Annotated in this window: 9 protein-coding genes and 1 pseudogene; 8 read left to right on the top strand and 2 right to left on the bottom strand. The window is 53.5% G+C overall.

Annotation, left to right across the window (positions count from 1 at the left end):
- The first annotated feature begins 69 nt into the window (after positions 1 to 69).
- Positions 70 to 267, top strand: a complete 198-nt coding sequence (locus tag B0B07_RS00110; protein ID WP_076756356.1) for a DUF2188 domain-containing protein — start codon at positions 70 to 72, stop codon at positions 265 to 267.
- Between the two features lie 337 nt (positions 268 to 604).
- Here B0B07_RS00110 and B0B07_RS00105 read toward each other — a convergent pair.
- Positions 605 to 811: pseudogene (locus B0B07_RS00105) on the bottom strand (general stress protein); the annotation flags it as partial.
- A gap of 46 nt (positions 812 to 857) precedes the next feature.
- The gene (locus tag B0B07_RS00100) at positions 858 to 1,256 is read right to left on the bottom strand and encodes a KGG domain-containing protein (RefSeq protein ID WP_076756354.1); all 399 of its coding nucleotides are present in this window, start codon (positions 1,254 to 1,256) and stop codon (positions 858 to 860) included.
- Positions 1,257 to 1,555: 299 nt separating this feature from the next.
- Here B0B07_RS00100 and B0B07_RS00095 point away from each other — a divergent pair, with 299 nt between their 5' ends.
- From B0B07_RS00095 to B0B07_RS00065, 7 genes are all read left to right on the top strand, one after another.
- Positions 1,556 to 2,191, top strand: coding sequence for a hypothetical protein (locus tag B0B07_RS00095; protein WP_076756353.1), 636 nt, complete (start codon positions 1,556 to 1,558; stop codon positions 2,189 to 2,191).
- A gap of 417 nt (positions 2,192 to 2,608) precedes the next feature.
- A complete protein-coding gene (locus B0B07_RS00090; RefSeq protein WP_076756352.1) occupies positions 2,609 to 4,534 on the top strand; it encodes a 3'-5' exonuclease in 1,926 nt (641 codons plus the stop codon).
- Between the two features lie 169 nt (positions 4,535 to 4,703).
- Complete coding sequence (locus B0B07_RS00085) at positions 4,704 to 6,149, top strand: YcdB/YcdC domain-containing protein (protein ID WP_076756351.1); 1,446 nt, start codon at positions 4,704 to 4,706, stop codon at positions 6,147 to 6,149.
- Positions 6,150 to 6,278: 129 nt separating this feature from the next.
- Positions 6,279 to 7,211 (top strand): HPr(Ser) kinase/phosphatase, encoded by a 933-nt coding sequence (gene hprK / locus B0B07_RS00080; protein WP_076757430.1) that lies wholly within the window; start codon positions 6,279 to 6,281, stop codon positions 7,209 to 7,211.
- Between the two features lie 174 nt (positions 7,212 to 7,385).
- Complete coding sequence (locus B0B07_RS00075; RefSeq protein WP_076756350.1) at positions 7,386 to 10,184, top strand: sensor domain-containing phosphodiesterase; 2,799 nt, start codon at positions 7,386 to 7,388, stop codon at positions 10,182 to 10,184.
- Positions 10,181 to 11,818: a thiamine pyrophosphate-binding protein gene (locus B0B07_RS00070; protein ID WP_076756349.1), complete on the top strand. Its 1,638-nt coding sequence runs from the start codon at positions 10,181 to 10,183 to the stop codon at positions 11,816 to 11,818. The genes B0B07_RS00075 and B0B07_RS00070 overlap by 4 nt, the downstream gene beginning before the upstream one ends.
- Before the next feature lie 351 nt (positions 11,819 to 12,169).
- Complete coding sequence (locus B0B07_RS00065; RefSeq protein ID WP_159438405.1) at positions 12,170 to 13,750, top strand: sigma-54-dependent Fis family transcriptional regulator; 1,581 nt, start codon at positions 12,170 to 12,172, stop codon at positions 13,748 to 13,750.
- The last annotated feature ends 95 nt before the right edge of the window (positions 13,751 to 13,845 follow it).

The raw sequence follows: 13,845 nt of genomic DNA, 5'->3' as shown, positions 1-13,845 counted from the left end.
GATACAGAATAGTAATAGGTCATAATGCCCGGTAACAGCCGGACCCCATTAAAGGAGTGGAAAACGTTCATGCAGTGCTATCGTGTTGCACCGGACAAGGACGCTTCTCGTTGGATCATCTCAATCGGAAACCTGTCAGAGGGGGAAATCTTCAGATACAAGGACGAAGCAATCGCAGAAGCCATCATCCTGGCGAAAGCGAGCAGTCCGAGCAAAGTCGAGATATTCGACGAAAGTCAAAAGGTGGTCGACAAGCGGAAATTTTAATGGATTCCTGATAATTATTATTCTTAGACCGCAGACCGCCTGGAGCGGGAAAGCATCGTCCGATGCTTTCCCGTTTTTTTATTCCCGAAATCCGGGGCGAGTCCGGATCACGGTACCCGGCCGGGTTTGATGCCGCCTGCGGGGGATGTCTTTCCGGAAAAGCATCGGAAGCAACGGGAAGTACGGAGGGGAGGGGGCAGTCAACTATTTTCCGAAGAGCCGTATAAAAAAGCTGCAGGGAACACACAATCGAAATAACACCCCTGAATGTTTTCCATGCAAAAGAGGCTGCCCGGTTGTGGACAGCCTCTTTCGGACAACCATCTTATTTGTTGTTGTCTTTATTGTGGCGTGCTTCTCCGCCTTTTTGGCCAATCTCTTCGTAGAACTCCCGGTCATGATTGTCCGAAGTCGCTTCTCCGCCTTTGCGGCCGATTTCTTCGTAGAACTCACGATCGTGTGTCCGTGCCGTTTCTTCTCCGCCTTTGCGGCCTGCTTCTTCCACTGACATTTTTCCGTCTTTTCGATTATTGTTGTCTGCCATGTTGATTCCCTCCCATTAAATGAATGAATGACTTATAGCTTGATGATCAGTTGTTGTTGTTGTTGTTTTGGCGTGCTTCTCCGCCTTTTTGCCCGATTTCTTCATAGAATTCGCGGTCATGGTTTTCTGAAGTGGCTTCTCCGCCTTTTTTGCCGATCTTTTCATAGAAGTCCCGGTCGTGATTCTCTGAAGTGGCTTCTCCGCCCTTCTTGCCGATCTCTTCGTAGAATTCCTTGCCGTGACTGTCGGAAGTGGCTTCTCCGCCTTTTTGCCCGATTTCTTCGTAGAACTCACGGCCATGGTTTTCGGATGTAGCTTCTCCGCCCTTGCGCCCGATTTCTTCATAGAAATCACGGTCATGAGTACGTGCTGTTTCTTCTCCGCCCATGCGTCCTGCTTCTTCTACGGACATTTTGTTGTTGTTGTTACGCTTGTTGTCTGCCATCGTGCATTCCTCCTCGAAAGTTTTTGGCTAGAAGCTCTTTCAGCCTCACCCTCTGTATTTCCCCTTCTCGTAATTATAAACAAGTGGAGAAGAACCGTAATAATCGAAACAATTGTAATCATTATGTAATAGACGGTCGAATGCCTGGCTCCGTAAGACACACACTCGACTGATCTCTTTAATTATTTATATTCTACGTAAAATAATATCCGTCTATATTCGGAGAATTCTTTGGAAATAGACATTTTGCCAAGAAGTGGATTCTATATTAATATAATGATAAAATGAGGGTGTAAAGAATGAATGAACGTTTACCGTCCAGTTATCATTCGATACAGAGAGAGGGAACTGCCGGTGTCCGGCAGTCTGATAACAAAAAACAGTGGGGCGAAAAAGGGAAAGTGGAAGAGAAAATCAGATTTATCATCCGGCGTGTCTTGAAACGCACCGGTTTCGGTTTGGAAATAAAGGTGGACCGCTGCGGCACCAACATGACATATGATTTCATCCATGACTATGTCACGTTCGACCCGGACAGAATTGTCCAGGCCGTATCCGAGCAGAAGGTCCCCGTCGATCTGGATGCTTACGTCACGGCCATCACATTGCATGAATTGGGGCACGCGATTGACCGTAACGCTTTGCTCGATTCTGTTGCCCGTTCCATAGAAGTTTTTAATTCGAAGCGGGGAATCCCGGTACAGGCGCAATACCGTGATCCAGCGATTCTTCAAATGCTGATTGGCGAAGAGGAACGCAATCTGGTGTTTGAGAAAACGGCATGGGAAAATGCAGAAATGCTCAATGCGATGCATCGCTTCGTCGAACCTGCCAAGTTCAATCCGATTGCTGCCCAGTCTCTCGGCACATACGAAAAGAAACTTGCCGGACTTGTCGGCAAAATGACTGAACTGAACGGCAGCGCGACCGCATAAAAAAACAGTTCCCGGCCCGGTAGAGGGCGGGGAACTGTTTTTTTTGTATCAGGGGTTAAAATACGCAGCCGGTTTCATCCGGGCTGCTCAGTATGGAGTCGTTGGTGGAGAAATCATTCAAGGAGTCCGTCTGCGGAAAACCGGATGTCCCTGCTGGCAGCGCCGTCCGGAAGCCATCTCTCGTTGCATCGTCTAGGGTGTATCCGGCTTCCGATTCAACGCCGTGCTTATTTTATATCCGTTTCCTGAAGAGGTAAACGTCATTTCCGGTATTTTTTACGGACATCGAAGGCGCGGATTGCCGTCAGGAGCTTAAATTGATTGGGGTATCCTTGCACCTATCGGAAAATTATGGCGAATTAATAGGGGATATGCTGTATAATGGAAGGAAGTTGATGGGAAGGGAAAGTGAGAGACATGGCCTTCATGATTCCGGAGTCGATCCGGACTTCGGCAACGGCGGGAGAACGACTCTTGTTCAGAACGATGAAAACAGTGCTGCCCGACGATGTCATCGTATATTACGAACCGGAAATCCGGGGAAGGCGGCCGGATTTCGTCATTATCGGCCCGGACTTCGGACTTCTTGTCCTGGAAGTCAAAGACTATACCAAAAGCACACTCCATGAACTCAACCCGGATCAATGGACACTGCTCACCTCCCAGGACGGACGCCGGATTGTCCCGAGTCCGATGCTCCAGGCACGGAAATATATGTTCCTCATCAAAGAAGCACTGGAACGGGATGCGGGGCTGGTCCATGCGGAGGGGAAGTACGAAAACCGGCTCAAGTTCCCTTGCGGCTACGGGACCGTCCTGACCAGGATGCATACAGACGACCTGCTCCGGCTTGGACTGGACCGGGTGCTTGAACCATGCCAGACCTTCGTGAGGGATGAAATCGATCCGGATCATCCGAATTTTTCGGAAGAGCTGTTCATCGAGAAAATATACAGCATCGCGGGGATGGCTTTCCCTCTGCGTGACCCGCTTGGACGCCGGGAGATTGATGCCATTCGCTATCACCTGTTCCCTGAAGTCCGGATCAGTGCCGAATACCGCGAACCTGCCGTTCATCAAGATCAGATGCTCCTGTCGCTTAAAGATATAAAGGCGATGGACCTCCATCAGGAAAGTTTGGCCAAGCAGATCGGTGACAAAAACCGGCTTATCCGGGGTGTTGCCGGAAGCGGGAAGACACTCATCCTTGCGAGCCGGGCGAAGCTGCTCATGAAAGAGCATCCTGATTGGAAGATTCTGATCCTATGCTACAACATCTCCCTCTCCAGGACGATTGCAGCGATGGTCCGGCGCATGGTAAACGAACCGGACAGCCTTTTTGATTTTGATTTCTCTGAAGGGGAGAAAGAACGGAACCTGCCGGATACCGGGAATATTGAAGTCCGCAATTTCCATGAATGGCTGAAATTCGACCTGAAAATAAAAGAAGAACAGATTTCCTATTATATTGGAAAGCTCAATCGCAAAGAGGCCATACTGAAACGGTACGACGCCATCCTGATCGACGAGGGCCAGGATTTTGAGCCGGAATGGTTCACCCTCGTCAGCCGCCTGCTCAACCCGGAGACAAAATCATTTCTCCTCGTGGAAGATCGGGCTCAATCGATCTATAAGCGTAAGCGGTCTTACATTCAGGACACGGGATTCGATTTCCGCGGCCGCTCAAAAGTGCTGAACATCAATTACCGGAACACAGAGCAAATTGTGTCGTTTGCATGGGATTTCTACAGAGCGCACTCGGAGGTTAGGGGAGTTGTCGGCAAACAACTTGACGGAGAAATCATCGCACCGCTCAGTTCAAAGCGAAAAGGATACGCACCGGGTCTCATCCGTGCCAAGAACTTCGGCCAGGAAGCGGCATTCGTGGCCAGACAGATCCGGCTGCTCCATACGCAGCGGAGCATTCCGCTGTCCGGCATGCTCATCCTCTACCGGGTGCGAAGATGGGGTTCAACCGACTATGTCGCAGAGCTGGTGCGTGCACTGGAAACGGAAGGCCTGCCGTTTTACTGGCTCGCCGAATCACCGGATTCCAAGCGGAATTACGACCGGGACGGAGAGAAAGTGACGATCAGCACGATCGACAGCAGCAAAGGCCTGGATTTCCGGGCGGTCTTCGTCGTGAACATCGACAATATGCCGCTTCCGTTGGAGAAAGACCCCGAACGGGAGGCTTCGCTGCTTTACATCGCGATGACCCGTGCACAGGAATATTTGTGCCTCACTTACTCGGGCCATTCCGTCTACACGAATTACTTCGACCGCCTCCGTAAATCACCGGAGCCGGAACATGAGAAAGCCGAAAACAATGCCAGTTCCTGAAGCCGGGCCTTACTTTGAAAGGTTCCGGCTTTTTCGCGTCACCGCCCCGAAGGAGTGTTCCGCACCGGTTTTCCGGCCGCGATTCCGCATACACTGATCAAAAGGGTCAAACAACCGAGTTTTGGGTAGACATGTGGCAATGATACGTTTTGAAGGGGTGCAGCCAAGGATGGAAATGGAAACGTTAAACCATTGGGTCAAAAAGCTTCTTCCTTATATGGAAGGAGTCCGGATTGACGATATTGAGTTGGAGACGTTGGAGGATGATCCGGGCAGCTGCATGCTGGTCCGGAGAAGTTCCGGTGAGACGATTGCAGAAATGGTGCTTGACGGGGACGGGGAACTCCGCTTTTTCTCGTGTTTTCGGGCGACGGAGTTTGCGCCGGTCGTGACGCTCGCACCGCATATGATCCGGAAAATCTCGGAGCAGTTCATCCGGGCGGTGTTCTCTGACGACGCCAACACGCTGGCCTTCTCTTCCGTCGTGGACCTGGACTCGATCTACTCTGTCGATTTCGTGCGAAAGGACATGGACGGGATTGAACTGCCGAATTCGGGGGTGAGCTTCTCCTTCTGGAAGGACGGACGGCTCCTTGATATGACCAACCATCTCGGGCCGCTCATTCTCGTCAACGAGGAGGAAGCCATTTCTCCGGAGGCGGCACTCGATCTGTTCATGGCCAACCTGAACGGTGACCTCAAGATCAGCCGCTATGATTCGGAAATCTACGTGGACGGGGACGATGATTTCCACCTGATCTACGATTTTCTCACCGGCACGCCCGATGAAGTGAAGATGGACGGAACGGTCTTTTCATTGGCGGAAGAAATGGGTTATTTTCTGCCGGAATTCGAAAAGCTGGACCATTCACATGTGAATCCGGTCCGTGTCGAAGAGGCAATGGGAATCGGCGGGATGAAGCGGATCCATGAAGAAATGCTGGATGACATGAGCTTTGAAATATATAGCGGGAGCGCGGAACCTCTTAAAGAAACCATGCGTCTATATGATCCCGAAGAGCCGGTGGAACATGCGGTCAAATTGATCTCCGATCCCCGGACGAACCGGATCCGCAGCGCCGTCGGCTTCCCTGTGCCGGGCAAGGATTCAGGACCCGCAGGAAGAAAAGAGGCCTATGAAACGGCATTGGCCATCCTGTTTGGCGAGTTTCCGGATGCCCGCAGTCTGTTCCAGCTCCGGAAAGAGGAGCCGGAACTCTACGGAGAGACCGACGGGGAGATAAAAGTGGAAGGTTATCAGTTTATATTTGACCGGTTTCACGGCGAATTGCAGATCGAAGATGAGTGTGTGGAAATAGACATCGACGCGCAAACTGGCCGGGTAGTGCGATACCAGGCGTCCGGCAGCATCGACTTTGACGGTGAAGCCCTGACGAGTGAGCCTCCTATTGATATGAGTGCGGCCAAGGCGCTTTATATGTCCAATATCCGGATGCGCCCGGTGCGTGCCAGAAATGAAAACGACGGAGGGGCCCCGGTGTATGAACTGGTCTACGTACCGGAATTTCCGCCGCCCGGCGGCCACATCCATGCGATTGATGCTCACTCCCTCGAGAAGTGGACAGTGGATACAGGGGCACTTCTCGAAGAATGACGTACGTTCATTCTAACCGCTTTCATTCGACGCGGTTCACTGTATAATAGAATCAGCAGGGCCCGCACTGTCTCCGGATGGCTGCGGGTCGACTAAATGACATGGGATTTCCCGGATTCGGAGAGAACGATGGAGAACAAAAATGTAATGGTCAAACAGATCCAGAATGCCTTCTCGCTCGAGGTGCTTGCCGGTAAAGATGAATTGCACCGAACGATCGACAAAGCCCAGGTCCGGCGGCCGGGTCTTGAGTTTCTCAATCATTTCGATTTCATCGCCACCGGCCATGTCCAGATCCTCGGACGGAATGAAATCAGCTACCTGCACACGCTGGACGAAGACGAGGCCCGGCACCGGATCGGAAACATGGTCACCTACGATCCGCCGTGTGTCATCATCACCTCGAACCAGGAAGAGCCGGACGGTTTGCTCACTTATTGCGGGGAAGCCCGCATCCCGGTTCTCCGGACACCGGATTCGATGACCGAATTCGTCCAAAAGCTGAATGGATTCCTTGTGAAGAACCTGGCCGAAGAAATCGCCATCCACGGCGTATGCGTGAATGTTTCCGGAATCGGCGTGCTGCTCCGCGGCAAATCAGGTGTCGGAAAAAGCGAGACGGCCCATACGCTCATCGGGCGGGGACACCGCCTTGTGAGCGATGACATTGTCGTCATCCGCAAACTGAGCCCTCAGACCCTTCTGGGCACCCATGACGGCAGCAACAAAGAATTCCTCGCCCTCCGGAGCGTGGGGCTGCTCAACGTGGTTCGGATGTACGGACGCACGTCTTTCCAGGAAGAGACCAGGCTGACACTCGACATTGAGCTCATCGAATGGCAAAAGGATGCGCTCAACAATGAGCTGGAAGTCGACATGAAGTACAAAGAATACATGGGTGTCAGCATTCCGCATATCCAGATCCAGCTGCAGCCCGGTCGGGATGTAGCGGGCCTGATCGAGGCCGCAGCAAACAACTGGTATTTGCGGATGCAGGGATACAGTGCAGCGGAGGAATTCCGCCACCGCCTGGAGGAAGCGTTTCACGACGAAGAAGAATGAGCCCGGACAGTGAGCCTCCTCCCGCGTGCACGAAAGGCCGCCCTCATACAGGAGAATCCTGCATCCGCATGCCGGACTGCGGGATTCTTCATTTTACCGGACGCATGCGGCTAAAGAGAGTCGGGTTGGGGTAAAGAAATGGGAACGGGACCTGTACATAAAGGATGTGAAGCCATGAAGGACCACACAAGATATCGGCAGCTTGCCAATCTTACGAGGCTCATCAATACTAAACTTCAATTGAAGGAAATGCTGGAAGCCGTGACGGAGGCAATTTCCGAGGAAGTGTTTCAGTGTGACTCGGTCGGCATCTACCTTCCGCAGGAAGACGGTACTTTCCGCGGCTATACCGGCAAGCCGGAACTGATGAACGGCATGACGATCGATATGCATTTGATCGATCCGGAAAAAGATGCACTCGTGAAGGAAGTCATCGCCACAAACAGGCCGGTCTATATCCCGGACACCGCTTCCGATGAGCGGCCGAGCGATTGGGCTGTGGATTCGTTTGAGATCAGGTCGCTGCTCGTCCTGCCGATTTCGTTCGGCGATGAACTGTTCGGCCTCGTGTTCCTTTTCAACTATGGACAACCGATGAACATCACGAGCGAGCAGCGGGAAACGGTCGAGGCTTTCGTCAATATGGCGGCGGTCGCCATCCGTAACGCGAATGATCTGCACAGAAAAGAGGACCTCCTGCAGGAAAAGCAGTTTCTCCTCGATGTGAACCGGGAGCTGTCGCGCTGTGAGAATATGCAGGACGCGGTCGACATCTGCTTCAAGTTTATCGGGGAAGTCCTAAAGAACGATAATGCCGGCATCCACTTGCTCGACCCGCTTGCAGGCAGGAGGATCAAGCCGGCCAAGCTGTCCAAAAACAGCAGCTGGAATGAAGAAGAATGGCTTGAAACGCACACGATGACAGTCGAAGACATTTTGTCCGACCGGGTCTATCAGGAGGTGGTGCAAACGAGGAAGCCGATCTTCATCCCGGATGTGACGAAAGACAGCCGGCCGGATCCGGAAGTTACAAGAGCGTTCGGTATACGGGGGCTGTCCGTCTTTCCCCTCGTGGCCATGAACGAAGTGCTCGGTTTCATTGCGGTTCCGAACCTCAGCGACGAAGTCATCAAGTACCCGAAATCCGTCCAGCAGCTTGCGCAGTCAGTCGTGGATTCAACCGCATCGACCTTGTCAAATTTGCTTTATATGGACAAGCAGGAAGTCATCATCGAAGAGCGGACATCGGAAGTTCGGGAGAAAAACCAGCAGCTTGAACGTGTGGTCACCGAACTGGAGAATCTGTCCAGGGAAAAAGAACTCATCCTCAATTCCGCCGGCGAGGGGATATTCGGACTGGACCTCCAGGGCGGCATGACATTCTGCAACCCGGCGGGACTCAAGATGCTCGGATACGAGAGGGAAGAAGACATCATCGGGATGCCGTGCGGTCAGATCTTCTGGGGAGACCCGGCGAAGACGGACGGCTGCGCGGTAGGTCCCGGCAATAAACCGTTTGTGCTGACAGATCTGTTTTACAGGAGGGACGGCGTTGGTTTTCCGGTCGAATATGATCTTTCGCTCATCCAGGAGGGCGATGAGGTGTTCGGCCAGGTTGTCATCTTCAAAGATATCACCGAACGCCGTCAGCTCGAGGATGAGATCAAGTACTACGCTTACTATGACAACCTGACAGACCTGCCGAACCGGTTGCTGTTGCGGGACCGGCTGGATAATGCGTTGACGAATGCGGAACTGAACGACGAAAAGCTCGCAGTCCTGTTTCTCGACCTCGACCGTTTCAAGCTGATCAACGATACGTTCGGTCATAGCTTCGGCGATCTTCTCCTCAAAGAAGTGGCCATCCGGCTCAGCAAATCAATTCCGGACAATGGCATCGTATCCAGGCAGGGCGGGGATGAGTTCATGATCATCCTCCTGGACGTGAAAGCAAAAGAAGAAGTGATCCAAGTGGTCGACCGGGTGAATGAGGCGTTTGCCGAACCGATCCAGCTGGAGGGCCATGAAATCTTCATCAAGAATTCCATCGGCATCGCGGTCTATCCGGATGACGGGGCGGATGCAGAGGCGCTCATCCGAAAAGCGGACACAGCGATGTACCGGTCGAAGGAAGTCGCAGGGGGAAGCTTCCACTTCTATCATGAGGGTATGGGCCGCCGCACGGTGGAGAACGTGAAATATGAGAACGCACTGTACCGAGCGCTCGAGCGGGATGAATTTGTCTTGTTCTACCAGCCGCAGATCGACTACTGTTCCGGCAGGCTGACCGGTGTGGAAGCACTCATCCGCTGGAACCATCCGGTGGAAGGCCTCGTCCCGCCGGGCATTTTCATCCCGCTCGCAGAGCAGACGGGGCTGATCGTCCCGATCGGGGAGTGGGTCATGCGGGAAGCGGCAGGCCAGCTGAAAAAATGGCTGGATGCTGGATATCCGCCGATCAGCATGGCAGTGAACCTGTCCGCTGCGCAGTTTGAACAAGACGATCTGGTGTCAGTCGTCGAGCGGGTGCTTGAGGAGACCGGCATACCGCCCGGCACTTTCCATCTTGAACTGACCGAGAACCAGCTTATGCGGGATTCGGAGCTCGCCATCGAGACGATGCACCGCCTGAAAAAGCTCGGTGTCCATCTGGCCATCGACGATTTCGGAACGGGTTATTCGTCTCTCGGTTATCTGCAGAAGTTCCCCGTCAGCACACTGAAGATCGACCGCTCGTTCATCCGTGACCTGATGGATGACGATGATGACCGGGCACTGACGGACACGATCATCACGATGGCCGGAAACCTCGGGATGAAGGTCATCGCCGAGGGGGTCGAAACGAAGCCCCAGGCCGATTATCTGGCCACGAGGAAATGCACGCTCATGCAAGGCTACTTTTTCAGTCCGCCGATTCCCGCCAGGCAGCTTGAAAAGGAGTTTCTAAAAAACGAAAAGGGGATGTTGAAATGAAAGCAGGGATTGCAGTTCTGGAGTATTTCCGAAAAATAGGTGTGGATAAAATATTCGGCATTCCGGCCGGCAGCCTGAACGTGATCTATGACGGGCTGAACGACTATCCGGATATCGTTCCGATCATCACGAAGCATGAGGGAGCGGCCGGCTATATGGCGGCGGCATACGCCAAATATTCGAAGACGATCGCTGTGGCTGCCGGTTCAAGCGGACCGGGGGCGACCAATCTTCTGACGGGCGCAGCGAATGCAATGCGCGAACATTTGCCGGTGCTGTTCCTGACGGGCGCAGTGCCGATGAGCACTGTCGGCTTTAATTCATCGCAGGAACTGGACGTCTCCCCGTTGTTCGCACCGGTCACAAAGTATTCAAAACGCGTCGAACGGGCAGAGGACCTCGTGGGCGAGATCGACAAGGCGGTGCGGATCGCCATGGACGGTGTCCCGGGTCCCGTACATATCGCAATGCCGCTCAACGTCCAGATGGGGATGATCGACCCTGCGTTCCCGGAAGATCCGGTCACGTTCAATCCGCCGGAAACCGACACCGCTGCGGTGAAGGCGGCGGCCCAGGAGATGAAGCGCCGCAAATCCGGCATCCTGTTTGCCGGCCAGGGCGTCCGGGGCATGGTCCCGGAAGTGATGATGCTCTCCGAACTGCTCGGCTGGCCGGTCGTTTGCACGCCGGTTGCCAAGGGTCTGTTCAAGGACTCGCATCCCCACTTTGCCGGTGTCTACGGATTCGCGGGACATGAATCTACGACCAAACTCGTCCAGGAGGGCGATTTCGAGACGCTTGTCGTTCTTGGATCCAGTCTCGGGGAAACTGCGACGAGCAACTATAATGCGAATTTGGCGAAAGACCGCTTCGTGATCCATGCAGACATCGATGAAACGGTATTTGACCGAAAGTACCCAGCCGATCTTACGGTAATCGGCGACCTGCACGAAGTATTGCCGAAATTCATCCGCGAACTGAAGCAGCTCGGTGCTTCGCCAAAACCGGTGAAAACCCCGTATAATGCAGCACCGCTGCAGGCGGGTGAGGAGTTCACGACGAAAAATGTCATGCTGAAGCTTCAGAGCCTGCTGCCGGAAAAAACGCGCTGGGCGATTGACATTACGGAAACGGAAGCCTACGTCATCCATGACATGAGCGTCCTCTCAAACGATGCATTCGATATCAATGTCCATTTTGGTGCGATGGGAAGCGGGCTTTCCACCGGCATTGCAGCCAAGCTTGCCGACCCGGAGCGGCCGACCGTTACGGTCACCGGAGACGGGTGCTTCTACATGCACGGCATGGAAATTCTCACGGCAAAGGAATACAATATTCCGCTCTTGTTCATCGTCATGAACAACGCCCGACTCGGACTTGTGTATCACGGGCATAACCTGCAGTTCAAGCGCACCCATACCACTTTTTCGACGAAGCCGTTCAGCATAGCGGCCATGGCTGAAGCGATGGATATTCCGAGTGCACGGGTCGAATCGATCGATGAGCTTGACCGTGAGACGGTTGAACGGCTCATGCAACAGGACGGACCGTCGCTCCTTGAGATAGTGCTGGTCGACGACAATCCGCCTCCGATGGGTGACCGGGTGAAATTCCTTTCCGGATTCGGAGAATGAACCGTACGCGCAAACCAGGCCGGCATTGATGAATCACGGAATGTTCGGCATGGACATGCAGATGTTTCCAGTCTGTTAATAGGGTGGCCATGGAAACAGGGCCACTCGTCAAAACGCACGCAGAAAGCTCGGGGTTGCGGCCAGCCCTGAACTCAGTTTGTAGCAACCGGATCCGGATTCATTCCAGGTCCGGTTTGTCATTTTCATGGAAACTTGAACGATCAGCGCGCATTCTTTGCCAACATGTTACGATGAAAGCGGGTGAGAAAAATGAACATAAAAAGTTATTGGATTGCACCGTATCCCGCGATGAAAAGCGTGATTCACGGCAGTATCGCAAGGATGCAGGGAATGACCGTGGAAATCCGGGAAGGCAACCTCGGTGCTGCCCTCCCGGTACTGAAGGAAGCGGAAGCGGCCGGAGCGGATGTCATTGTCAGCCGCGGCGGCACTGCAAAACTGCTGAAGTCCCGGACTTCACTTCCGGTGATTGATATTCACATTTCCGGATATGATGTGCTGCGGGCGGTGACCGTTGCCGAAGGGTATCCCGGCAGAAAGGCGATCGTGGGCTTCTCGGGCATCACAGCCGGTGCACGGGTCATTGTGGATCTTCTTGGTCTGAAGATTGAATTGCATACTGTCGAGGATGAATCCGAAGTGACCGGGATCATTGGCCGTCTCAAAGAACAGGGGATCCGTCTGGTCATGGGGGATGTGGTGACGGTCAATTCAGCCACTGGGATGGGGCTCGAAAGCATCCTGATCCAGTCCGGAGCGGAGTCCATTCTGGATGCCTATGAGCGGGCGAAAGACATTCAAAGGCTTCTTTCGGGAGCGAAGCGGGAACTGGCGATGTTCCGGTCCGCAATGGCCCATCAGGCGGATGGGGCCGTCATTCTGAATGAAGCGGGAGAGCCGGTCTGGTCAGGCGGACAGGTGCCTGTTTCCGGTCCGTCTGCCGGTGCCGGTTATGGATCGCTGGCTTCTTCCGTGTCAGTCCGCTTGGCAGAGACGGAGTACGGGACCATGAAAGTCACATCGAAACCATTTCACAGTGAAGGGGAGGATGGGACCCTTTTGCTGTTTGAGAAACTCAGGGAGCATCCATCACAAGCGGAATACCAGACTGTGCACCATCCCCCGGTCATTATTGCGGAAAGTGACGCCATGCAAAAGTTGATGGGAGAAATTGAAGAACGGATCGGGAAGCGGTTGTGGGTGATCCTGGGTGAGCGAGGGACGGGAAGATCGGCCTTGGCTGCACATATCCATTATCGAAAGCACCAGGATGAGGGACTGATGTTGACCGTTCCTGCCGAGGAAGCGCTCATTCAGTCTCCATTGGATCGGGACATCCGGACGGTCTGTCTGACCCGATTGGATATATTGACTGCTGATCAGCATGCAGGGCTGGCGGAAAGGGTCGACGAATGGCTGGAAAAGGGATTGACAGTCATCCTGGCTGCTGAGCCGGAGTTCCGTTTCTACCAAGCCTACGGTGAAGCGGTCTGCCTGAACCTTCCCCCCCTTCGGGAGAGAAGCGAGGACATCCGGGCATTGGCGGCATGGTGTGTGGCCAGATTCCATCAGGATGAAGGATCACCCGTTGTCAGGATCGGAGAGGACGCTGAAGAGCGGCTGTCTTCTTATCCGTGGCCGGGAAACGGAATCGAGCTCACCCAAGTCATCCGGAAAGCGGTGCGCAACTCGGAAGGAGCCGTGATGAGTTCGGCGGACCTCGAGTGTCTGATCCCCCGGGAACCAGAGTTTGAGAATAGCCATCCCGACCCTTTACTGACAGGTACGCTGGAAGAAATCGAGAGAACCATCATTGAGCGGATACTCGAGGAAGAACAAGGAAATCAAACGAAAACTGCGAAACGACTGGGGATCAACCGGACAACGCTATGGAGGAAGCTGAGACTCTAAAAGAGAATCAGCTCCTTTTTTGTTGATGGATGTGTTGCTTTATGCAACTATTTATTCAGCGCGCCGTTTTCTTCATGGAATTACCGTTGCATTTT

Source organism: Edaphobacillus lindanitolerans (assembly GCF_900156305.1).
GTDB classification, from domain to species: Bacteria; Bacillota; Bacilli; order Bacillales_A; family Planococcaceae; genus Bhargavaea; species Bhargavaea lindanitolerans.
This window is presented reverse-complemented; position numbering and strand designations above follow the sequence as displayed.